The 22,205-nt window shown below is 66.8% G+C and carries 14 protein-coding genes, 3 tRNA genes and 2 rRNA genes (1 of these 19 running past the window's edge); 15 read left to right on the plus strand and 4 right to left on the minus strand.

Features of this window, described 5'->3' with window-relative positions; translation table 11 throughout:
• The first annotated feature begins 103 nt into the window (after positions 1-103).
• A complete protein-coding gene (gene glnA / locus HBB12_RS26260) occupies positions 104-1,516 on the plus strand; it encodes a type I glutamate--ammonia ligase (RefSeq protein WP_236992058.1) in 1,413 nt (470 codons plus the stop codon).
• 360 nt (positions 1,517-1,876) lie between these two features.
• Here the strand turns inward: glnA and HBB12_RS26265 are convergent, their stop codons facing one another.
• Positions 1,877-3,430, minus strand: a complete 1,554-nt coding sequence (locus tag HBB12_RS26265) for an FAD-binding oxidoreductase (RefSeq protein ID WP_236992059.1) — start codon at positions 3,428-3,430, stop codon at positions 1,877-1,879.
• A gap of 392 nt (positions 3,431-3,822) precedes the next feature.
• Here HBB12_RS26265 and rnr point away from each other — a divergent pair, with 392 nt between their 5' ends.
• The 5 genes from rnr (at position 3,823) to rpmG (ending at position 8,910) form a co-directional block, all read left to right on the plus strand.
• Positions 3,823-6,135 (plus strand): ribonuclease R, encoded by a 2,313-nt coding sequence (gene rnr / locus HBB12_RS26270; protein ID WP_236992060.1) that lies wholly within the window; start codon positions 3,823-3,825, stop codon positions 6,133-6,135.
• Positions 6,136-6,230: 95 nt separating this feature from the next.
• Positions 6,231-6,662, plus strand: coding sequence for a DUF983 domain-containing protein (locus tag HBB12_RS26275; RefSeq protein ID WP_236992904.1), 432 nt, complete (start codon positions 6,231-6,233; stop codon positions 6,660-6,662).
• The gene (locus HBB12_RS26280) at positions 6,625-7,353 is read left to right on the plus strand and encodes an NUDIX hydrolase (protein WP_236992061.1); all 729 of its coding nucleotides are present in this window, start codon (positions 6,625-6,627) and stop codon (positions 7,351-7,353) included. Before HBB12_RS26275 ends, HBB12_RS26280 begins: the two co-directional genes overlap by 38 nt.
• Before the next feature lie 79 nt (positions 7,354-7,432).
• Positions 7,433-8,596 (plus strand): MFS transporter, encoded by a 1,164-nt coding sequence (locus tag HBB12_RS26285; RefSeq protein WP_236992062.1) that lies wholly within the window; start codon positions 7,433-7,435, stop codon positions 8,594-8,596.
• A 146-nt stretch (positions 8,597-8,742) separates the two neighbouring features.
• Positions 8,743-8,910, plus strand: coding sequence for a 50S ribosomal protein L33 (rpmG, locus tag HBB12_RS26290; RefSeq protein ID WP_048427126.1), 168 nt, complete (start codon positions 8,743-8,745; stop codon positions 8,908-8,910).
• 72 nt (positions 8,911-8,982) lie between these two features.
• Here rpmG and HBB12_RS26295 read toward each other — a convergent pair whose 3' ends face one another.
• Positions 8,983-9,447: a hypothetical protein gene (locus HBB12_RS26295; RefSeq protein WP_236992063.1), complete on the minus strand. Its 465-nt coding sequence runs from the start codon at positions 9,445-9,447 to the stop codon at positions 8,983-8,985.
• Positions 9,448-9,682: 235 nt separating this feature from the next.
• The gene (locus tag HBB12_RS26300; protein WP_236992064.1) at positions 9,683-11,110 is read right to left on the minus strand and encodes a multicopper oxidase family protein; all 1,428 of its coding nucleotides are present in this window, start codon (positions 11,108-11,110) and stop codon (positions 9,683-9,685) included.
• A gap of 175 nt (positions 11,111-11,285) precedes the next feature.
• On the opposite strand from HBB12_RS26300, the gene HBB12_RS26305 reads away from it, so the two are divergent.
• The 5 genes from HBB12_RS26305 (at position 11,286) to lon (ending at position 17,950) form a co-directional block, all read left to right on the plus strand.
• Positions 11,286-11,370 (plus strand) — tRNA-Leu (locus tag HBB12_RS26305).
• Positions 11,371-11,513: 143 nt separating this feature from the next.
• The gene (gene tig / locus HBB12_RS26310) at positions 11,514-12,935 is read left to right on the plus strand and encodes a trigger factor (RefSeq protein ID WP_236992906.1); all 1,422 of its coding nucleotides are present in this window, start codon (positions 11,514-11,516) and stop codon (positions 12,933-12,935) included.
• A gap of 112 nt (positions 12,936-13,047) precedes the next feature.
• Positions 13,048-13,677 carry an ATP-dependent Clp protease proteolytic subunit gene (locus tag HBB12_RS26315; protein ID WP_048427128.1) on the plus strand — a complete coding sequence of 210 codons (630 nt, stop codon included), beginning with the start codon at positions 13,048-13,050 and terminating at the stop codon, positions 13,675-13,677.
• Between the two features lie 307 nt (positions 13,678-13,984).
• A complete protein-coding gene (gene clpX / locus HBB12_RS26320) occupies positions 13,985-15,256 on the plus strand; it encodes an ATP-dependent Clp protease ATP-binding subunit ClpX (protein ID WP_236992065.1) in 1,272 nt (423 codons plus the stop codon).
• A 270-nt stretch (positions 15,257-15,526) separates the two neighbouring features.
• The gene (lon, locus tag HBB12_RS26325) at positions 15,527-17,950 is read left to right on the plus strand and encodes an endopeptidase La (RefSeq protein WP_236992066.1); all 2,424 of its coding nucleotides are present in this window, start codon (positions 15,527-15,529) and stop codon (positions 17,948-17,950) included.
• A 107-nt stretch (positions 17,951-18,057) separates the two neighbouring features.
• On the opposite strand, the gene HBB12_RS26330 is transcribed toward lon, so the two are convergent.
• The gene (locus tag HBB12_RS26330) at positions 18,058-18,462 is read right to left on the minus strand and encodes a Ros/MucR family transcriptional regulator (protein WP_236992067.1); all 405 of its coding nucleotides are present in this window, start codon (positions 18,460-18,462) and stop codon (positions 18,058-18,060) included.
• A 663-nt stretch (positions 18,463-19,125) separates the two neighbouring features.
• Between HBB12_RS26330 and HBB12_RS26335 the strand changes: the two genes are divergently transcribed.
• The 4 genes from HBB12_RS26335 to HBB12_RS26350 form a co-directional block, all read left to right on the plus strand.
• Positions 19,126-20,609: ribosomal RNA gene (locus HBB12_RS26335) — 16S ribosomal RNA — on the plus strand.
• A 155-nt stretch (positions 20,610-20,764) separates the two neighbouring features.
• Positions 20,765-20,841: transfer RNA gene (locus tag HBB12_RS26340), tRNA-Ile, on the plus strand.
• A 120-nt stretch (positions 20,842-20,961) separates the two neighbouring features.
• Positions 20,962-21,037: transfer RNA gene (locus HBB12_RS26345), tRNA-Ala, on the plus strand.
• 269 nt (positions 21,038-21,306) lie between these two features.
• Positions 21,307-22,205 (plus strand): 23S ribosomal RNA (locus HBB12_RS26350) (it continues 1,918 nt past the right edge of the window).
• The 16S and 23S rRNA genes sit together here with 2 tRNA genes alongside, the layout of an rRNA operon.

Raw genomic sequence — 22,205 nt, forward strand, 5'->3', positions numbered from 1 at the left:
TCACCTGCCGCCTCCATCTGCGACGACGAAAACCGCGGCCTGACATCCAGGACCGCGGCTTTGTGGCGGCCCAGCCGCCGCTCTAGGAAGGGGTCAAACGAGAATGTCTAAGACCGCGACGGACGTCCTCAAGGAAATCAAGGAAAACGACGTCAAGTACGTCGATTTCCGCTTCACCGATCCGCGGGGCAAGTGGCAGCACGTCACCTTCGACGTGTCGCTGGTCGACGAGGACATCTTCGCCGAGGGCACGATGTTCGACGGCTCGTCGATCGCCGGCTGGAAGGCGATCAACGAATCCGACATGCTGCTGATGCCGGACCCGGCGACCGCCTGCATGGATCCGTTCTTCTCGGCCTCGACCATGTCGATCGTCTGCGACGTGCTCGAGCCCTCGACCGGCGAGCCCTATAGCCGCGACCCGCGCGGCATCGCCAAGAAGGCCGAGGCCTTCGTGAAGGCCAGCGGCATCGGCGACACCATCTTCGTCGGCCCCGAGGCCGAGTTCTTCGTCTTCGACGACGTCCGCTTCTCCGCCGACCCGTACCATACCGGCTTCAAGCTGGACTCCGTCGAACTGCCGATCAACGGCCAGACCGAGTACGAGGGCGGCAACCTCGGCCACCGCGTCCAGGTCAAGGGCGGCTACTTCCCGGTCCCGCCGCAGGATTCGGCCCAGGACATGCGCGGCGAGATGCTGGCCGCCATGCAATCGATGGGCGTCAAGGTCGAGAAGCACCATCACGAGGTCGCCTCGGCCCAGCACGAGCTGGGCATGAAGTTCGACACGCTGACCCTGATGGCCGACCACCTGCAGATCTACAAGTACTGCATCCACAACGTCGCCCAGAGCTACGGCAAGACCGCGACCTTCATGCCGAAGCCGGTCTACGGCGACAACGGCTCGGGCATGCACGTCCACCAGTCGATCTGGAAGGAAGGCAAGCCGGTCTTCGCCGGCAACAAGTACGCCGACCTCTCCCAGGAATGTCTGTGGTACATCGGCGGCATCATCAAGCACGCCAAGGCGCTCAACGCCTTCACCAACCCGTCGACCAACTCCTACAAGCGCCTGGTCCCGGGCTACGAGGCGCCGGTGCTGCTGGCCTACTCGGCCCGCAACCGCTCGGCCTCGTGCCGGATTCCGTGGACGACCTCGCCGAAGGCCAAGCGCGTCGAGGTCCGCTTCCCCGACCCGATGGCGAACCCCTACCTCGCCTTCGCGGCCCTGCTGATGGCCGGCCTCGACGGCATCGTGAACAAGATCGATCCCGGTCCGGCCATGGACAAGGACCTCTACGACCTGCCCCCGGCGGAGCTCAAGGAGATCCCGACCGTGTGCGGCAGCTTGCGTGAGGCGCTCAACAGCCTCGACGCCGACCGCGAGTTCCTCAAGGCCGGCGGCGTCTTCAACGACGACTTCATCGACTCGTTCATCGAGCTGAAGATGACCGAGGTGATGCGCTACGAGATGACCCCGCACCCGATCGAGTTCGTGAACTACTACTCGCTCTGAGCCGGGTTCGGTTTTGACGTTGGGGAGGGGGCCGGAGCGATCCGGCCCCTTCTTCATGTCCGGCCATTGCCCACGACGGCGGCCTGTAGCCTGCTGGCCATAGGCTGTCCCATCCTCCACCTCATCCTGAGGTGTCGGCGATCGGAGATCGCGCACGATCGCAGGTCGACCGACCTCGAAGGCGGGCTTTAGAAGCCTCTGCGATCCCTGGAGCCCTCCTTCGAGGCTCACTCCGTTCGCACCTCAGGACGAGGTCGCAGGTGGGAAGGAGCGGAGCCGCACGTGAGCGGTGCTGTCTGATGTACGGCATTCCCGGCGAACCGGCTTCCACGGCGTAACGGGGAGGCCGGCTGCCGCCGCTCATGCCGGCGGCGTGAGCGGGACGCTCTGCGGGAACTTGAACACGTTGTCCGGATCGTATTGGCGCTTCACCGCGCAGAGCTTGTCGACGTTCTGGCCGTAATAGGCCTTGAGCCAGTTCGGCAGGTCGCGGCTCGGGAAGTTGACGTAGGATTGCGGCCGCACGAAGGGCTGCATCGCCGCGAAGTATTCGGTCAGCCAGGCCAGCTGCCGCGCGACGGTGTCGGGCGTGTCGAGCGGACTCCACGACGCCTCCATCTCCAGGATGAAGTCGGAATCGCGGTGGACGTAGGCCGTGTCGGTGGGCCCGACCTCCTTCACCTTGCCGCCGGCCGCGAACAGGATGCCCATGTTCTGCTGCAGCAGCGAGCCGCCGGGCCACTTCTCCATCCACGTCATCATCGTGTCGATGGCGTCGCCGCGGAGCCGGCCGGCGACGTAGCTCGACCGGATGTCGTAGAGGCCGCCGGGATCGTCGGTGACGAGGTAGTCCCGCGCGCTCCAGTAGTTCATGCCGTTGATCTCGGCGACGATCGGCCTCGACCGCGAGAGGGGGCGGTCCATCAGCGCCCTCAGCTGGTCCGGCGGGCCGAAGAACTGGCCGAGGGTCTGAACCCCCAGCCTGCCGCGCTCCACCTTGCCGCCGGTCGTCGGCACGAGCTTGCTGCGGGTCGAGATCAAGTGAGGATTGTCGAGCTGGATGTCCTGCAGGTCCAGCATCAGCTCGATCTGGTGCCTGGCCGGCCAAACGATGTTGAACACCGTCACGTCGTAGACCGGATGCGGCTCGTAGGTGAACGAGGTGTGCACGGCGAAGTTGCCGCCGCCGCCGCCCCGGGCGGCCCAGAACAGGAGCGCGTCGTCGCCGGTGGCGGCGATGGTCCGGTGCAGCTTGCCGTCCGCCGTCACCGCGTCGGTCGCCCGCAGGGCGTCGCAGGTCAGGCCGTTGCGCGTCGCCGAGAAGCCCCAGCCGCCGCCGAGCGTGAGCCCGCTGATGCCCACGGTCGGGCAGCGGCCGGAGGGGACGGCGAGGCCGGTGGCGCGGAAGGCGTCGGCCATGTCCTGGTTGCTGGCGCCCGCTCCGATCGTCACGAGGCCGGTCTTTATGTCGAAGTCGATCCTGGCCATCGGCTTCACGTCGATGAGCAGGCCGGGCGTGGTCGAGAAGCCGGCGTAGTTGTGCCCGCCGCAGCGTACCGCGAAGGGCTTGTTCTCCTGGCGCGCCCAGTCGATGCAGGCGCGGACGTCGTGATCGTCGACGCAGAGGGCGACCGCCGCCGGGGCGATGTCGGCCCAGCGGCTGTTGTTCGGCCAGGCGGCGACGAGGAAGCCCGGCTCGCCCGGGCGGATCAGCCGCCCGTGCAGGTCGCGCGCCAGGGCGTCGAGCCCGCGCGGCTGCGGTCCAGGCTGCGGTCCGTCCAGGGCCATCGCTCCGGGAATCCGGCTGCCGAGGGCGGCGCCTGCCAGGACGGCGCCCGACTGGAACAGCCGGCGCCGGCTCATGCGGGGAGAGGGCAGGGTGGAGACCATCCTGGTCGTCGAAATCTCTGTCATGGCGTCCGATCGATCCCGGCCGATTCGGCCTGCCCGATCAGCCGATGCGCGCGATACGTCGTCAACATGATGTGAGTGAGAAAATATTGTCCATATGCTGACGTTGACATTGGCGATCGATTTCGGTGCGCTGTCTCGACCGATTCGCTCGCCGCCTCGTCATGCCGCGACCTGAGGCCCATCTTCGGTGATTGGCTTTTCCGATGCAGCGAGATATCGATCCGGCACGGGCCGAAGCCCGGCTCGGCGCGGATACCGACGCTCCTCGGTGAAGCAATCGGGGACCGCCGAACCCCGGCGTTGCCCTGCAGCCGCACTCATCCCATATTTCATGCTCGCGGCTGCGGCTTGCCCGCCGGGGAGCCGTCGCGTCACGCCGCCTGGATCGACTGTTGGCCAAGAGAATTCATCCCAAGGGCACTCACCCGAAACCGGCGCACGCCGTCCTGCCGACCCGCGAGGCCGTGCTCGCCTTCATCGAGGAGTCGCCGCAGAAGGTCGGCAAGCGCGAGATCGCCCAGGCCTTCGGCATCAAGGGCTCCGACAAGATCGAGCTGAAGCGCCTCATCAAGGAGATGCAGGAGGACGGCGCGATCGAGAAGGACCGGGCCGGCCTGCGCAAGGCCGGACGCCTGCCGCCGGTCGTCGTCGCCGACATCGACAGCCGCCGCGACCGCGACGGCGAACTGGTCGCCCGCCCGGCGCAATGGGATCCGGAAGCGGGGCCCGCGCCCCTGATCACCGTGCTCATGCCGCGCGGTGGGCGCCGCACCAACGGCCCTGCCCCCGGCACGGGCGACAGGGCACTCCTGAAGATCGAGCCCGACGGCGACGCGCCGGGGCGCTACATCGGCCGGGTCATCAAGGTGATCGGCCGCAACAAGGCCGAGACGCTCGGCGTGTTCCGGGCGCTGCCGGCCGGGGGCGGGCGGATCGTGCCCGTCGACAAGAAGGCGCAGGGGCGCGAGATCGCGGTGCCGCCGGGCGGGGAGGGCGATGCCCTCGACGGCGACCTCGTCACCGTGACGCTGGGCCGCGAGGACCGGTTCGGGCTGACGCAGGGGCGCGTCAAGGAGCGCCTCGGCAGCCTCGGCTCGGAGAAGGCGGTCAGCCTGATCGCGATCCACGCCCACGGCATCCCGCACGTCTTCCCGCGCGAGGTGCTGGCGGAGGCCGAGGCCGCCCGCGAGGTCGGGCTGGAGGGCCGCGAGGACTGGCGTGAGCTGCCCCTCCTCACCATCGACCCGCCGGATGCCAAGGACCACGACGACGCCGTGATGGCTTTGCCCGATCCCGATCCGGCCAATCCGGGCGGCTTCGTGGTCACGGTGGCGATCGCCGATGTCGCGGCCTATGTCCGGCCCGGCAGCGCGCTGGACCGCGAGGCGTTGTTGCGCGGCAACTCGGTCTATTTCCCCGACCGGGTCGTGCCGATGCTGCCGGAGCGGATCTCGAACGACCTCTGTTCCTTGCGCCCGGGCCAGGACCGGCCGGCTCTGGCCGTCCGCATGATCGTGACGGCGGAGGGGAGGAAGCTCCGCCACAGCGTCCATCGGGTCATGATGCGGTCGCGCGCCAAGCTCGCCTATGCGCAGGCGCAAGCCGCCATCGACGGCCGGCCCGACGAGATCACCGGCCCGCTCCTCGATGGGGTGCTGCGTCCGCTCTGGGCCGCCTACGACGCGCTGGCGGCGGCGCGTGACGCCCGCGGGCCCCTGGCGCTCGATCTGCCCGAGCGCAAGGTCATCCTGAACGCCGAGGGCGGGGTCGACCGGGTGATCGTTCCGGAGCGCCTCGCCGCGCACCGGCTGATCGAGGAGTTCATGATCCAGGCCAACGTCGCGGCGGCCGAAGTCCTGGAATCCGCGCGCCAGGCCCTGATCTACCGCGTCCACGACGAGCCCTCGCTGGAGAAGATGCGGGCGCTTGGCGAGGTGATGGCCTCGATCGGCCTGAAGCTGCCGAAGGAGGCCAACCTCCGGCCCGCCCTGTTCAACCGCATCCTCGGTATGGTCGAGGGCAGCGAGCATCAGCTGTTCCTCAACGAGGTGGTGCTGCGCTCGCAGGCCCAGGCCGTCTACGCCGCGGAGAACGCGGGTCATTTCGGGCTGGCGTTGCGCCGCTACGCCCACTTCACCTCGCCGATCCGGCGCTACGCCGATCTCATCGTGCACCGGGCCCTGATCAAGGCGCTTCGTCTCGGCGCCGACGGATTGCCGGCGGTGACGGAGACCGGCGAACTCGCCGAGATCGGCCAGCAGATCTCGGCCGCCGAGCGCCGCGCCATGGCGGCGGAGCGCGAGACCATCGACCGGCTGATCGCCCATCACCTCGCCGACCGGGTCGGCGCGACTTTCTCGGGGCAGGTCTCGGGCGTGACCCGCTCGGGGCTGTTCATCAAGCTCGACGAGACCGGGGCCGACGGCTTCGTGCCGATCTCGACGCTCGGCGCCGACTACTTTCGCCATGAGGAGGGCCGCCACGCCCTCGTCGGCGAGCGCACCCGCCAGACCTTCCGCCTCGGCGACAAGGTCGAGGTGCAGTTGATGGAGGCCGCACCGGTGGCCGGCGCTCTGCGCTTCGAGATCGCCGGCAGCGGCGGCCGGGCCGGTGCCCCCGCGCCGGCCCGTGGCGGCCCCCGCAAGGGTCGGCCGGCACCGGCGAGCCGGGACAGCCTCAGCAAGCGCCGCGGGAGACGCGCATGATCGAGATCCACGCCGGGCCCGCCGCCGATCCCGTCGGCACCGGGCGCCCGCCCGCGGTGGCGCAATCGCCCGACCAGCCGTCCTGGGCACTGGCGATGTGGCGCGGCTTTCGCAACCGCTGCCCGCATTGCGGCGAGGGCCGGCTGTTCCACCGCTTCCTCAAGGTGCGGGAGAGCTGCGAGGCCTGCGGGACCGAGCTGCATCACCACCGCGCCGACGACCTGCCGCCCTACCTGGTGATCTTCGTCGTCGGCCACCTTGCGGGCATCGGCATCCTCGAGAGCGAGATGCGCCTCGACGTGCCGCTGTGGTTTCAGATGACGTTCTGGCCCGGCCTGGCGCTCATCGCCTCGCTGCTGCTTCTCCAGCCGACCAAGGGGGCGGTGGTGGGCCTGCAATACGCCCTTGGCATGCACGGCTTTTCCGCGATACGCCGCGCCGGGGCCCGGGTGACGAACGGTCCGGACCGGAACGAGACGGAGATGCGGGATGGCGGCAGGACCGACGGACGGGGCACCGGCTCCTGAACGCAGGAAGCCGCTGCGGATCCGCAACGCCGCAACGCTGATCATCCTCGACCGCTCCGGCGACCAGCCGAAGGTGCTGATGGGCAAGCGCCATGCCGGCCACAAGTTCATGCCCGGCCTGTTCGTGTTCCCGGGCGGACGGATCGAGCTCGGCGACCGCGCGATGCCGGTCGCCGGCACCCTCAACGACCGGGCCGAACAGGCGCTCGCCGAGAAGGTCCACCCGCCGCTGTTCCATCTCGGCCGCGTCCTGGCGCTGGCGGCGATCCGCGAGACCTACGAGGAGACCGGACTGATGATCGGCTCCCTCGATTACGGCCCGCCCGAGATGGCGCCGCCCGGCACCTGGAGCGCGTTTCGCGAAGCCGGGGTGATGCCCGACCTCGAACTGCTCCAGTTCGTCGCCCGGGCGATCACCCCGCCTTATCGGCCCAAGCGCTTCGATACCCGGTTCTTCGCCGTCGACCGCGAGGCGGTGGTGGCCGAGACCCCCGGTATCGTCGGCCCCGATTCCGAGCTGACCGAACTCGCCTGGGTCGACCTTACGGCGGCGCGCAAGCTGGAATTGCCGCGCATCACGGCCATCGTGCTCGACGAGCTTGAGGCGCGGCTCGCGGCGGGGTTCGGCCCGATGCTGCCGGTGCCGTTCTTTCGCGACGTCGACGGCGAGCACACGCGGGAAGAGCTGTAGGGGGGCACCTGCGGCGCCCTGGGGGTGGCCTTCGGCCGCCGCGTGATCCATATGGGCCGGCCCTGACGGCCGACCCATCATGACCCGCTTCGCCTCCGAGTTCGACGCTGCGCGCCTCGCCGCCATCGCCGCCGCCATCACCTGCGTAGCCGTGGTCGGCATCGGGCTCAGCCTGTCGATCCCGCTTCTCTCCCTCGAGATGGAGCGGATGGGCCTGTCCAACACCTGGATCGGCATCAACACGGCGATCGCCGGGGTGGCGAGCATCGTCGTCCTGCCCTTCGTGCCGAGGGTGGCGGCGCGGCTCGGCGTGATGCCGCTGCTGCTGGGCGCGATCGCGGTCGCGGCGCTCGCGCTCCTCGGCTTCCGGGCGGTCTACGACTTCGCTTGGTGGTTCCCGCTCCGCTTCGTGTTCTCGGCGGCGTTGGGCGTGATGTTCGTCCTCTCCGAGTTCTGGATCAACCAGGCGGCGCCGCCGGCCCGGCGCGGCCTGGTGATGGGCGTCTACGCCACGGTGCTGGCGCTCGGCTTCGCCATCGGGCCGACCCTGCTGCGCGTCCTCGGCACCCATGGCTGGGCGCCGTATCTCGCGGGGGCGGCCCTGTTCTGCGCCGGAACGCTGCCCCTGATGATGGCCCGCGGCCTCTCGCCGGAGATCCCGCACAAGGGCGGCCGGGGCTTCCTCGGCTACCTGCGGGTCGCGCCCTCGGCGACGCTCGCGGCCCTCGTCTACGGCGCGGTCGAGACCGGGGGCTTCGCCATCCTGCCGATCTACGGGCTGCGCCTCGGCCTCAGCGCGGAGCAGGCGGCGGGCCTCGTCAGCATCGCGGCACTCGGCAACGTGCTGTTCCAGATCCCGGTGGGTCTGCTCGCCGATAGGATCGACAAGCGCCGGGTGCTGCTTGCCGCCGCGTTCCTCGGCGCGGTCGGCGCCGCCGCGCTGCCGCTCGGGGAAGGGGACCCGTGGCTGCTCGCCGTGATTCTGTTTACCTGGGGCGGCATCGCCGGCACGCTCTATACCGTCGGGCTTGCCCATCTCGGTGCCCGCTTCGACGGCGCGGCGCTCGCCGGCGCCAACGCGGCCTTCCTGGTGCTCTACAATATCGGCTTGGTGCTGGGGCCGCCGCTCGTCGGCGGCGGCATGGACCTCGCCTCGCCGCACGGCTTCGCCTGGTCCTTGGCGCTCCTGTTTGTCGCCTATCTCACGGTGGTGGGCGGGCGAATGATCCGCGCCGCGCCCTGACGCCGACGGCTATGCCGTCGGTCAGCCGGGCTTGACGCCTGGGAGGCGATGGGGCAGGAAGGCGCCGCGTTCTGGCCGGGCCTGCCCGGCCGTTTTGCGTTTCGGTCCTCCGGGCGCAACACCCATCATCCACAAGAGGTCGCGCCATGGCCAAGGCCGTCACCATCAAGATCAAGCTGCTGTCGACCGCCGATACCGGCTATTTCTACGTCACCAAGAAGAACTCCCGTACCAAGACCGACAAGCTGTCGTTCAAGAAGTACGACCCGATCGCGCGCAAGCATGTCGAGTTCAAGGAAACCAAGATCAAGTAATTTTGGGGCTGCCTCGTGCAGCGTGAAAAAGGCCGCCCGCGAGGGCGGCCTTTTTCCGTTTTGGGCGGCGTCTCAGCCGAGCAGGTAGACCGCGCCCGGGAGCGCGATGAGGCCGGCGGCGCAGCCATAGGCAAGCCACAGGCCGGGCGTGCGGGCCGCCAGCCGGCGCAGGCGCTTGGCGGTCGGCCCCGCCTTGACGGTGCGGCCGTTCACGCACGAGCAGAGCAGGTTGTGGGCCTCCCCGGTGCTCAGCTCGAAGAAGCTGCGGGCGTCGCCGAAGGTGTCGCCGGCAAGCCCGCTCGCCCGCAGCACCGGATCGGCATAGGCGAAGGCGAGAGGCGAGTTGTCGGCCCGGATCCCCGCCCGCATCTTGCGGGGCACGAACTCGATCTCCTCCAGGGTGATGAAGCTGCGGCCCGGATCGCGTTCGAGGATCTCGGCGAAGCGCTCGAGCCGGGCCCGGCGGCCTTCCAGAAGGACCGGGACCGTCTCGACGTCGGCGATGTCACGGATGTGGCGAAGCGGCTGATGTTCCATGCTGGGCACCTCGTCGATGCACGGCAGCTCCTTGAGCGCTGCTGGTGCACCAGCATGCTCCAAGCATCCGTCGGACGCATTGGCCCACGTTAACACATTCTCTCGATCGCCTTGCTGTCAGGCTTGAAGCAGAGACCGATAAACCACTGAGCATCAAGGACTTGAATACATGGATTGAAGCGTAGCCGGCCGTCGCACTGCGACCGCCGGACGCATGATCCACGCGGGGATAACGTTACGTTACCTCGAACCAGCCCCACAGGCCGGTATCGAATCGCTCCAGCGCCGTCGCGCTCACCAGCCAGCGGCCGGGATTGTCGGCCAGGAACGCGATGCGGGCGGTGCGGCCCTCCAGCAGCTGGAACGTGTCGAGCCAGTAGGGCTCCCAGCCGTCGTCGAGCGGGTGGAGCAGCCGGAAGACGTGGCCGTGCAGGTGCAGCGATTGCGGGAAGGCGGTATTGTTGGTGAGCGCCAGCACCACCGCCGTGTTGCGCTTGACCGAGAACAGGGGCGGATTCTCCGCCCGGCCGGCGGCGCCGTTCAGGGTCCAGATCCGGGTCGGGTCGCCGGTGAAGACCGGCGCTGCCTCGGGCTTGGCCTTGTCGACCACTGCGCCGCCCGCGACGGCGATGTCGCGCCGGAAGGCGTTCTGGAGCTTGATCTCCGGCGGCAGCAGTTTGTTCTCGCCGATCGGCGCCACGGGAGGCCGGGCCGCGACCGGCTCGCCCTTGGCGACGATGCGGGCGAGCGGCATTCCCTGGCCGATCAGCGCCACCACGGCGCCCGCCGGCTCCGAGGCCGCCGGCACGTCGAGGAGGATGTCGTAGCGGGTGCCGGGCTGGAACGGCAACGTGGCGCGCAAGGGCTCGAACGTATCGGTCGGCTGCCCGTCCACCGCCGCCACCCAGGCCTTCAGCCCGTCGAAGCGAATCCGGGTCGCCCGGGCGTTGCATGCATTGGCGAGCCGCAGGCGAAGCCGTGTGCCCGGCGCCGCCTCGATCGTCTCAGGGCTGGGCTTTCCATTGATCGTGAGCGCGTTGCCGAGCCGGCCGGAACTCGCCGCGAAGGCGGTCTGCCCGAACGGCGCCAGCGTCCCGTCCTGCTCCAGGCGCCAGTCCTGGAGGAGCAGGGGCACGTCGCGGTCGACGACCGGGGGCTTGGCCTCCTCGACCACCAGCATCCCGGCAAGCCCGCGCCCGGACGGCTCGCTCGACCCGCCGACGATCAACGGGCGAATCAGGAAGGTGCCGGCATCCGGCGGCGTGAACTCGTAGAGGAAGCTCGCCCCCGGGGCGACAGGGGCCTGAGTGACCCCGCCGACCCCGTCCATGGCGTTGCGGTTGCGCACCCCGTGCCAGTGCAGCGACAGGGGCTTCTCGGTCTTGTTCTCCAGGCGCAGGCGAACACCCTCGCCGAGCTTGACCCGCAGGACCGGCGGCTCGGTCTTGCCGTCGAAGGCCCAGACCGGGGTCTCGGGCGCGGGCTCGGGCTTGATCCGCGCCTTGCCGGGCGCCGCGATCAGGGCCTTCGCCTCCGCCGCGCCCGGCGCCGGATGGGAGGGCGTCGCGGACGGGCCGCCCTGCGCCCGGACGAGGGTGGGGGCGAGGGACAGGGCGGCGCCGGCGAGCAGCGCGCGGCGCGAGGGCGGCAGGGACGACGGCATGGCACCTCGCTGGATGGGGAATGTCTCGCGCGGGGAGGGCGGTCCCCCGCGGCGACCCGCCTTGTAGCCGGGGCTTTGGCGCGGGGCGAGGCGGCGGCTAAAATTCTTGCTGCGTGACCGATCCACCATGCTATAGAGCCGCGCCCGGGTGCGTCAGGCCTCGGGCGCGAGCGTCGCGGGCGTGGCGGAATTGGTAGACGCGCTGGATTTAGGTTCCAGTGACGAGAGTCGTGGGGGTTCGAGCCCCTCCGCCCGCACCACCTCCGCCAGGCGACACGACGGAATGGGTTCAAGCAGCAGTGCCGGCCCCTTGTCCTGACGGTCCCGTCGCACGGCGTCGTTCACAGCGCCGTCCGGGCCCGCAGCCAGGCCGGATTCGAAGGTGCAAGGCGGAATGACGACGATGCAGGTGACCGAGACCAAGTCCGAGGGGCTCAAGCGCGAATTCCAGGTGGTCCTGCCCGCGGCCGAGCTGGAGAGCCGGCTCGCGACGGAGCTCGACGGGATCAAGGGCAAGGTGCAGCTCAAGGGCTTCCGCCCGGGCAAGGTGCCGGTCGCCCACCTGCGCAAGGTCTACGGCCGCTCCGTGATGGCCGACGTCGTCCAGAACGCCGTCAGCGAGGCCAACCAGAAGATCGTCGAGGACAACAAGCTCAAGCTCGCCCTCGAGCCTCAGGTGCAGATGCCCGAGGACAAGGACGAGATCGAGAAGGCGCTCGACGCCAAGGCCGACCTCTCGTTCAAGATCGCCCTCGAGGTGATGCCGAGCTTCGACCTCGTCGACCTCTCGGACGTGAGCCTGACCAAGCAGGTCGTCACCCCCTCCGACGAGGAGATCAACGCGACGATCGAGCGGATGGCGTCGGCCAACCGTCCGTTCCACGACCGGATGGAGGGCCAGTACGCCGAGACCGGCGATCGGGTCGTCATCAACTTCACCGGCCGGATCGACGGCACCCCGTTCGAGGGCGGCACCGGCGAGGACATCAATCTCGACCTCGGCTCCGGCACCTTCATCCCCGGCTTCGAGGACCAGCTGCTCGGCGTTCACGTCGGCGACGAGCGCCTGGTCAAGGTCACCTTCCCGGAGAGCTACGGCGCCGAGCACCTCGCCGGCAAGGAGGCCGAGTTCGACGTCACGGTGAAGGGCATCAAGTACCCGGGTGAGCTCACCATCGACGACGAGCTCGCCAAGACCTTCGGCATGGAGTCGCTCGACGCCCTCAAGGACGCCGTGCGCGACACCATGGGCCGCGAGTACGAGGCGGCCTCGCGCCAGAAGCTGAAGAAGGGCCTGCTCGACGCCCTCGACAGCCGCTACTCCTTCGAGCTGCCCCCGAGCCTCGTCCACCAGGAATTCGCCGCCGTGTGGGCCCAGGTCGAGCAGGACCTGAAGAACCGCGGCAAGACCTTCGAGGACGAGGACACCACCGAGGAGAAGGCGCGCGAGGAGTACCGCCGGATCGCCGAGCGCCGCGTGCGCCTCGGCCTGGTGCTTGCGCAGGCCGGCGAGAGCGCCGATATCAAGGTCTCGGACGACGAGGTGAATCAGGCCCTGATCGCCCGCGTCCGTCAGTTCCCCGGCCAGGAACAGCAGGTCTGGGATTTCTACCGCAAGACCCCGCAGGCGCTGGCCGAGCTGCGCGCCCCGCTGTTCGAGGAGAAGGTGGTTGACCACGTCCTCGGGCAGGTCAAACTGGTCGAGGAGCCCGTCTCCAAGGAGGCGCTGTTCGCCGACGAGGACGACGCCGAGGAGACCAAGGCTGACTCGGCCAAGGCCGACAAGGCCGAGGCCGCTCCCGCGGGTGAGTCCAACCCGGCCTGACCCTCGCGACGGCCCCGAACGGGCGGCGGGGACGGGGCCTGCGAGGTCATGCGTTTCCGCCGCTACCCCGGCCGCCTGGAGGCGGCCGGGTTCCGTTCAGAGGGCCAGTGAGATGAGAGATCCGGTCGATTATTACAACAGCGCGCTCGTGCCCATGGTGGTCGAGCAGTCGAGCCGCGGCGAGCGCGCCTTCGACATCTACTCGCGCCTCTTGCGCGAGCGCATCATCTTCCTGACGGGCCCGGTCGAGGATTATTCCGCGTCGCTGATCGTGGCGCAGCTGCTGTTCCTCGAGGCGGAAAACCCGAAGAAGGAAATCTCCTTCTACATCAACTCGCCGGGCGGCGTGGTCACCTCCGGCCTGTCGATCTACGACACGATGCAGTTCATCCGTTGCCCGGTCGCCACGCTCTGCGTCGGCCAGGCCGCCTCGATGGGCTCGCTGCTGCTGGCCGCCGGCGAGGCGGGCCACCGCTTCGCCCTGCCGAATGCCCGGATCATGGTGCACCAGCCCTCCGGCGGCTTCCAGGGACAGGCCACCGACATCCTGATCCATGCCCGTGAGATCGAGGCCCTGAAGCGGCGCCTCAACGAGATCTACGTGAAGCATACCGGCCGCGAGTACGAGGCGATCGAGCAGGGCCTGGAGCGCGACAACTTCATGACCGCCGACGCGGCCAAGGAGTGGGGCCTCATCGACGAGGTGCTCCAGAAGCGGGCCGAGGCGCCGGCGCAAGCATAACCGGCACCAAGCGTCACCGGAACTCGGCGGCAGGCCCGCGCGTATGGGGAGCGTCCCCCGGAGCGCGGGCCTGCCCCAAAAGGACAGGGGCCACTCTCGAAGGCGGGTCCGACGATGCGGCCATTTGGCGGGAGCCTGTCGCATCGATGGGATTGATCCCGAGGTGGCTGCGTGTTTGCATCGTGATTCTGCACCGGGCGCCCGGCGGCGCGGGAGGCGGTGACTGTTTCTTTAGCCGGGCGCCACTATCTAAAAGCGATGCGGTCGCGTCCCCGGGACGGGGCCGGTCGGGGACTTGGAGACCCATATGAGCAAGGCTGGCGGCAACGACTCGAAGAGCACGCTGTACTGCTCGTTCTGCGGCAAGAGCCAGCACGAGGTTCGCAAGCTGATCGCGGGCCCGACCGTCTTCATCTGCGATGAGTGCGTCGAGCTGTGCATGGACATCATTCGCGAGGAATCGAAGTCCTCGCTGGTGAAGTCGCGGGACGGCGTACCCACCCCGAAGGAGATTCGGCGGGTTCTGGATGACTACGTCATCGGGCAGGACTTTGCCAAGAAGGTCCTGTCGGTGGCGGTGCACAACCATTACAAGCGCCTGGCGCACGCGACCAAGCACAACGACGTCGAGCTGGCGAAGTCCAACATCCTGCTGATCGGCCCGACCGGGTCCGGCAAGACACTGTTGGCTCAGACCCTGGCGCGCATCCTCGATGTGCCGTTCACGATGGCCGATGCCACGACGCTGACCGAGGCCGGTTACGTCGGCGAGGACGTCGAGAACATCATCCTCAAGCTGCTCCAGGCGTCCGACTACAACGTCGAGCGGGCGCAGCGCGGCATCGTCTACATCGACGAGATCGACAAGATCTCCCGCAAGTCGGATAATCCCTCGATCACCCGCGACGTGTCGGGCGAGGGCGTGCAGCAGGCGCTCCTGAAGATCATGGAGGGCACGGTCGCCAGCGTCCCGCCGCAGGGCGGTCGCAAGCACCCGCAGCAGGAATTCCTGCAGGTCGACACGACCAACATCCTGTTCATCTGCGGCGGCGCCTTCGCCGGGCTGGAACGGATCATCTCGGCCCGCGGCAAGGGCACGTCGATCGGCTTCGGTGCCACCGTCCAGGCTCCGGACGACCGCCGCACCGGCGAGATCTTCCGCAACGTCGAGCCCGAGGACCTGCTGAAGTTCGGCCTCATCCCCGAATTCGTCGGCCGCCTGCCCGTGCTGGCGACACTCGAGGACCTCGACGAGACCGCGCTGAAGCGCATCCTCCAGGAGCCGAAGAACGCGCTGGTCAAGCAATACCAGCGCTTGTTCGAGATGGAGAACGTCGACCTGACGTTCCAGGACGAGGCCCTGAGCCTCGTCGCCCGCAAGGCGATCGAGCGCAAGACCGGCGCCCGCGGCCTGCGCTCGATCCTGGAGAGCATCCTGCTCGAGACGATGTACGACCTGCCCGGCCTCGATTCGGTCGAGCAGGTGGTGATCGGGCCGGAGGTCGTCGACGGAAAGTCACGGCCGCTCTACATCCACGGCGACCGGGGCAAGGACGCACCGGCGAGCGCAAGCGCCTGATCGGCATCCGGAGGCCGCCGCGACAACGGCGGCCTCTTGCTTGAGAGGTGGCCGGATGCGGCCGGGTGGCACGGTGCTTGAAAGCGGCACCTGGAGGAGCCACCTGAGATCGACGCGGCGGCCGCATGCTCACCAAACGAGGTGCGGTGCCGCGACCCGGCCGCTCTCCTCGTTTCCGACCCCCGCGGCCCGGTCGGCCCCCCGGTTCCTCCTGCTTTTCCCCTTCGCGAGGGGAGGGACCTGGGCGTCACCACACAAGGAAGTCAGTCAATGACCCAGCCGAAATCGCGCCAGCCCGTCGTCCCCGGCACGAGCGGGACCTACGCGGTCCTGCCGCTGCGCGACATCGTGGTCTTCCCGCACATGATCGTGCCGCTCTTCGTCGGCCGCGAGAAATCGATCCGCGCGCTCGAGGAAGCGGTCCGCACCGACCGGCACATCCTGCTCGCCACCCAGGTCAACGCCACCGACGACGACCCGGCCACCGACGCGATCTACACCATCGGCACGCTCGCCAGCGTGCTCCAGCTGCTCAAGCTCCCTGACGGCACCGTGAAGGTGCTGGTGGAGGGGGGCGGCCGCGCCAAGATCCAGGATTTCGTCCGCTCGGACGAGTACTACGCCGCCGAGGCCGAGGTGCTGCCGAACGATCTCGGCGACAAGATCGAGGCCGAGGCGCTCGCCCGCTCGGTGATCTCGGAGTTCGAGAACTACGTCAAGCTCAACAAGAAGATTTCGCCCGAGGTGGTCTCGGCGGTGATCCAGATCGACGAGCCCTCGAAGCTCGCCGACACGGTCGCCTCGCATCTCGCGGTCAAGATCTCCGACAAGCAGGCGATCCTCGAGATCCCGACCGTCGCCCAAAGGCTTGAGCGCGTGCTCTCGCTGATGGAGAGCGAGATCTCGGTGCTGCAGGTCGAGAAGCGCATCCGTACCCGCGTCAAGCGGCAGATGGAGAAGACCCAGCGCGAGTATTACCTGAATGAGCAGATGAAGGCCATTCAGAAAGAACTCGGCGACGAGGACGGTCGCGACGAGCTGGCCGAGCTCGAGGACAAGATCGAGAAGACCAAGCTGTCCAAGGAGGCGCGGGACAAGGCGCTGGCTGAGCTGAAGAAGCTGCGTCAGATGTCGCCGATGTCGGCCGAGGCGACGGTGGTGCGCAACTACCTCGACTGGATGCTCGGCATCCCGTGGGGCAAGCGCTCGAAGATCAAGAAGGACCTGCCCGGCGCCCAGGCCATGCTCGATTCCGATCATTTCGGCCTCGACAAGGTCAAGGAGCGGATCGTCGAGTACCTGGCGGTGCAGCAACGCGCCAACAAGCTCACCGGTCCGATCCTCTGCCTCGTCGGCCCTCCCGGCGTCGGCAAGACCTCGCTCGGCAAGTCGATCGCCAAGGCGACGGGTCGCGAGTTCGTCCGCATGTCGCTCGGCGGCGTGCGCGACGAGGCCGAGATCCGCGGTCACCGCCGGACCTATATCGGCTCGATGCCCGGCAAGATCGTGCAGTCGATGCGCAAGGCCAAGACCTCGAACCCGCTCATCCTGCTCGACGAGATCGACAAGATGGGCATGGACTTCCGCGGCGACCCGTCGGCGGCGCTCCTCGAGGTGCTCGATCCGGAGCAGAACGCGACCTTCAACGACCATTACCTCGAGGTCGACTACGACCTGTCGAACGTGATGTTCGTGACGACCGCCAACACCCTCAACATCCCGCCGGCCCTGCTGGACCGGATGGAGGTGATCCGCATCGCCGGCTACACCGAGGAGGAGAAGGTCGAGATCGCGCGCAAGCACCTGATGCCGGGCGCGCTGAAGAAGCATGGCCTCGAGCCCAAGGAATGGTCGATCACCGATGACGGCCTGATGCTTCTGATCCGCCGCTACACCCGCGAGGCGGGCGTGCGGAACCTGGAGCGTGAGATCTCGAACCTGATCCGCAAGGCGGTGAAGGAGATCCTGATCTCGGGGGTGAAGAGCGTGACGGTCTCGGCCGAGAACCTCGACACCTTCCTCGGCCCGGCGAAGTTCCGCTACGGCGAGATCGAGACCGACGATCAGGTCGGCGCGGTCACGGGTCTGGCCTGGACCGAGGTCGGGGGCGAGCTGCTCACGATCGAAGGCATCATGATGCCCGGCAAGGGCAAGATGACGGTGACCGGCAACCTGCGCGACGTGATGAAGGAGTCGATTTCGGCGGCAGCGTCCTACGTGCGCTCGCGGGCCGTCGATTTCGGCGTCGAGCCGCCCCTGTTCGAGCGTCGGGACATCCACGTCCACGTGCCGGAGGGGGCGACCCCGAAGGACGGGCCCTCGGCAGGCATCGCCATGGCGACGGCGATCGTCTCGGTCATCACCGGCATCCCGGTGCGCCGCGACATCGCCATGACGGGCGAGGTCACCTTGCGTGGCAGGGTGCTGCCGATCGGCGGCCTCAAGGAGAAGCTGCTGGCGGCTCTGCGGGGCGGCATCAAGATCGTGCTGATCCCGGAAGAGAACGCCAAGGATCTGGCGGAGATCCCCGATAGCGTGAAGAACGGGCTCGAGATCGTTCCCGTCTCGCGCATGGATCAGGTCCTCGAGCGGGCGCTGATTCGCATGCCGGAGGCGATCGACTGGGACGAGCCGCTGCCGAAGGCCTCACCCGCCCGGTCGGACGACGACGCATCCGGTCTGGTGGCGCACTGAACGCCCTGACCCATCGCTGAGATGAGAAAGGCCCCCGGATCCGACGGTCCGGGGGCCTTTTTCGCTCGGGCCGGAGCCCCCTCGCCCGAGACGGTTCCTGGCAAGGATCAGGCGCTGCGGCGACGACCCAGCCCGCTGTTCTTGGCGAGTTCCGAACGTTGGGCGGCGTAGTTGGCGGCAACCATCGGGTAGTCGTGCGGCAGGCCCCACTTGCGGCGGTATTCCTCGGGGGTGAGCCCGCGGGTCGACAGGTGGCGCTTGAGCGACTTGTACTGCTTCCCGTCCTCGAGGCTGATCAGGTAGTCCGGGGTCACCGTCTTCTTGACCGGCATCAGCGGCACCGGCTTCTCTGCCTCGACCGCCTGGTCGTCGCCGAGCCGGCTCAGCGACTGGTGCACAGCATTGATCAGGGCCGGCAGCTCGGCCAGCGGAACGGAGTTGTTGGACACGTAGGCCGACACGATGTCGGCTGCGCGTTCAATCAGGTTGGTTTCTTGATCTTGGTCCAGCATTCAATCGGCTCCAATGACAGAGTGCGTGCCCATGCGTCCTCGGAAGCCGCAGGTCAATATTTCTTTTTGCAAATGCGACAGAATTACACCCGGAAAACAAGATTGCGCACCACCGATGGTGACTGGTTGTCTCAGCTGGAGGCAGTTCTAGCCTATGCGCTGATGTAATACATGCCTTGCATGAAGGGTCGGCCAAATGGCACTTGTCGCGCGCGTCTCGCAGCGACCTGCGCGTGTCCGGCAAGCTCACGGGTTGAGAGAGGTGGTTTGAGAGAGGTGGTAGGGGAGGGGCTGTCGTGAAAGTTTCGTCAAGGGGTTGACGGGTCCGGGAAGTAGGGCCTATACGACCACCCATCGGCGCCGGCCGCTCCCGCGGACCGGCCGCTGAGCCATCTTCGAGACAGTCCGGGCCGGTGAGCCTGACCTCGGTCAGGCGCTGGTCCCGTTTTTGCCGATGATACCCCGGTTTCGATCGGGTCGCTCTTTGACAAGTTCATACGAGAAAGAGAAGCGTGGACGGCGTCGTCCCTGCGGATCCTGCCTTCGGGTGGGATCACGAGTAGGATGATGCTGGTCTTAACGTTTCGGTGCTCACACGATTGGTGGAAACGCCGGTCGGTCGTGAGCCTCCGTTACTATTGTGATCAGCTTTGATCAGCTCTTCAACTTGAGAGTTTGATCCTGGCTCAGAGCGAACGCTGGCGGCAGGCTTAACACATGCAAGTCGAGCGGGCCCTTCGGGGTCAGCGGCAGACGGGTGAGTAACGCGTGGGAACGTGCCCTTCGGTTCGGAATAACTCAGGGAAACTTGAGCTAATACCGGATACGCCCTTTTGGGGAAAGGCTTGACTGCCGAAGGATCGGCCCGCGTCTGATTAGCTTGTTGGTGAGGTTACGGCTCACCAAGGCGACGATCAGTAGCTGGTCTGAGAGGATGATCAGCCACACTGGGACTGAGACACGGCCCAGACTCCTACGGGAGGCAGCAGTGGGGAATATTGGACAATGGGGGCAACCCTGATCCAGCCATGCCGCGTGAGTGATGACGGCCTTAGGGTTGTAAAGCTCTTTTCTCCGGGACGATAATGACGGTACCGGAGGAATAAGCCCCGGCTAACTTCGTGCCAGCAGCCGCGGTAATACGAAGGGGGCTAGCGTTGCTCGGAATCACTGGGCGTAAAGGGCGCGTAGGCGGCTGATTTAGTCGAGGGTGAAAGCCCGTGGCTCAACCACGGAATGGCCTTCGATACTGGTTGGCTTGAGACCGGAAGAGGACAGCGGAACTGCGAGTGTAGAGGTGAAATTCGTAGATATTCGCAAGAACACCAGTGGCGAAGGCGGCTGTCTGGTCCGGTTCTGACGCTGAGGCGCGAAAGCGTGGGGAGCAAACAGGATTAGATACCCTGGTAGTCCACGCTGTAAACGATGAATGCTAGCCGTTGGTCTGCATGCAGGTCAGTGGCGCCGCTAACGCATTAAGCATTCCGCCTGGGGAGTACGGTCGCAAGATTAAAACTCAAAGGAATTGACGGGGGCCCGCACAAGCGGTGGAGCATGTGGTTTAATTCGACGCAACGCGCAGAACCTTACCATCCCTTGACATGGCATGTTAGGCGGAGAGATCCGTTGTCCTCTTCGGAGGCGTGCACACAGGTGCTGCATGGCTGTCGTCAGCTCGTGTCGTGAGATGTTGGGTTAAGTCCCGCAACGAGCGCAACCCACGTCCCTAGTTGCCATCATTCAGTTGGGCACTCTGGGGAGACTGCCGGTGATAAGCCGCGAGGAAGGTGTGGATGACGTCAAGTCCTCATGGCCCTTACGGGATGGGCTACACACGTGCTACAATGGCGGTGACAATGGGCAGCGAAGGGGCGACCTGGAGCGAATCCCCAAAAGCCGTCTCAGTTCGGATTGCACTCTGCAACTCGGGTGCATGAAGGCGGAATCGCTAGTAATCGTGGATCAGCACGCCACGGTGAATACGTTCCCGGGCCTTGTACACACCGCCCGTCACACCATGGGAGTTGGTCTTACCCGACGGCGCTGCGCCAACCGCAAGGGGGCAGGCGACCACGGTAGGGTCAGCGACTGGGGTGAAGTCGTAACAAGGTAGCCGTAGGGGAACCTGCGGCTGGATCACCTCCTTTCTAAGGATGCTGTTTGTCAGGACGATCGGGTAACCGGTCCTCTCCTCGTACGGCGTCGTTGGATCAAGGGTCCAGTCAGGACCCAATTGGCGGGACGCGCCGTCTTCGTTTCTCTTTCTCATCATCCGGACACGCTGGGCGGTAAGCCAAGCGACGGGCCTGTAGCTCAGGTGGTTAGAGCGCACCCCTGATAAGGGTGAGGTCGGACGTTCGAGTCGTCCCAGGCCCACCATTGTTCTTGGGGCCTCAAACGCCGGCGGCGACATCCGTCGCCTTAGGCTTCCCGCGCCACGCGGCGCGGCGGCCAGTTGGCCTTGCGAGGCTTCGCCTCGACCTGACGAGCAGCGCCTACGGGGCTGTAGCTCAGTTGGGAGAGCGCGTGCTTTGCAAGCATGAGGTCGTCGGTTCGATCCCGTCCAGCTCCACCACCCTCCCCTGCCGATCGGCAGTGAGGTCGAGGGTCGTCCGGATCAAAGAGCTTCGCACCATCGACGCATCAGCGGGTGGCTGCGGATATCTGACATCGTGAAGAGGGAATGTGCCCGGGCCGTTGCGAAAGCGGCGGACCTGGGTGCGTTCGGCAAGCATAAGGCAGCGGGTTCGAAAGAACCTGCTGCCGGTCTTTATCGTGACCGTGGATGGTGTGAGCGATGGCCCCAACAGGCTGTCGGTCACGCCGGACACCGATCATGAGAGCGATCAAGTGCCTTAAGAGCATCTGGTGGATGCCTTGGCGCTGAGAGGCGATGAAGGACGTGGTACGCTGCGATAAGCCTTGGGGAGCTGCGAACGAGCTTTGATCCGAGGATCTCCGAATGGGGAAACCCACCTTCAGCCACCGTATCGTAGGCTCAGGAGCGATCCTGGGTCTGCGCTACGATGGTTCGAGAAGGTATCAAATCCTGAATCCATAGGGGTTTGAAGCGAACCCGGGGAACTGAAACATCTCAGTACCCGGAGGAAAGGACATCAACGAGACTCCGTCAGTAGTGGCGAGCGAACGCGGACCAGGCCAGCGCCTGGCATGACGCTTACCGGAACGGCCTGGAATGGCCGGCGTGATGGGTGACAGCCCCGTACGGGACAAGCCAATGCCAGGACACGAGTAAGGCGGGACACGTGAAATCCTGTCTGAAGATGGGGGGACCACCCTCCAAGCCTAAGTACTCCTCAGCGACCGATAGCGAACCAGTACCGTGAGGGAAAGGTGAAAAGCACCCCGACGAGGGGAGTGAAACAGTTCCTGAAACCGGATGCTTACAAACAGTGGGAGCCCAAGGCGAGTCCTTCAATGGATGTCCTGGGTGACTGCGTACCTTTTGTATAATGGGTCAGCGACTTAAAGTAGTGGGCAAGCTTAAGCCGGTAGGCGAAGGCGCAGCGAAAGCGAGTCTGAACAGGGCGTTCAGTCCGCTGCTTTAGACCCGAAACCAGGTGATCTAGCCATGCGCAGGATGAAGGTGCGGTAACACGCACTGGAGGTCCGAACCAGTGCCCGTTGAAAAGGTCTTGGATGACGTGTGGTTAGGGGTGAAAGGCCAATCAAACCTGGACATAGCTGGTTCTCCGCGAAAGCTATTTAGGTAGCGCCTCGAA

The organism is Methylobacterium sp. SyP6R (genome assembly GCF_019216885.1).
In the GTDB taxonomy this organism is placed as follows: domain Bacteria; phylum Pseudomonadota; class Alphaproteobacteria; order Rhizobiales; family Beijerinckiaceae; genus Methylobacterium.

What these genes read in the sequence shown, in the direction of transcription:
- glnA (WP_236992058.1), top strand. Translation starts at nt 104, where the DNA reads ATGTCTAAGACCGCGACGGACGTCCTCAAGGAAATCAAGGAAAACGAC.
- HBB12_RS26265 (WP_236992059.1), bottom strand. Translation starts at nt 3,430, where the DNA reads ATGACAGAGATTTCGACGACCAGGATGGTCTCCACCCTGCCCTCTCCC.
- HBB12_RS26275 (WP_236992904.1), top strand. Translation starts at nt 6,231, where the DNA reads ATGTGGCGCGGCTTTCGCAACCGCTGCCCGCATTGCGGCGAGGGCCGG.
- HBB12_RS26280 (WP_236992061.1), top strand. Translation starts at nt 6,625, where the DNA reads ATGGCGGCAGGACCGACGGACGGGGCACCGGCTCCTGAACGCAGGAAG.
- HBB12_RS26285 (WP_236992062.1), top strand. Translation starts at nt 7,433, where the DNA reads ATGACCCGCTTCGCCTCCGAGTTCGACGCTGCGCGCCTCGCCGCCATC.
- rpmG (WP_048427126.1), top strand. Translation starts at nt 8,743, where the DNA reads ATGGCCAAGGCCGTCACCATCAAGATCAAGCTGCTGTCGACCGCCGAT.
- HBB12_RS26295 (WP_236992063.1), bottom strand. Translation starts at nt 9,447, where the DNA reads ATGGAACATCAGCCGCTTCGCCACATCCGTGACATCGCCGACGTCGAG.
- HBB12_RS26300 (WP_236992064.1), bottom strand. Translation starts at nt 11,110, where the DNA reads ATGCCGTCGTCCCTGCCGCCCTCGCGCCGCGCGCTGCTCGCCGGCGCC.
- tig (WP_236992906.1), top strand. Translation starts at nt 11,514, where the DNA reads ATGCAGGTGACCGAGACCAAGTCCGAGGGGCTCAAGCGCGAATTCCAG.
- HBB12_RS26315 (WP_048427128.1), top strand. Translation starts at nt 13,048, where the DNA reads ATGAGAGATCCGGTCGATTATTACAACAGCGCGCTCGTGCCCATGGTG.
- clpX (WP_236992065.1), top strand. Translation starts at nt 13,985, where the DNA reads ATGAGCAAGGCTGGCGGCAACGACTCGAAGAGCACGCTGTACTGCTCG.
- lon (WP_236992066.1), top strand. Translation starts at nt 15,527, where the DNA reads ATGACCCAGCCGAAATCGCGCCAGCCCGTCGTCCCCGGCACGAGCGGG.
- HBB12_RS26330 (WP_236992067.1), bottom strand. Translation starts at nt 18,462, where the DNA reads ATGCTGGACCAAGATCAAGAAACCAACCTGATTGAACGCGCAGCCGAC.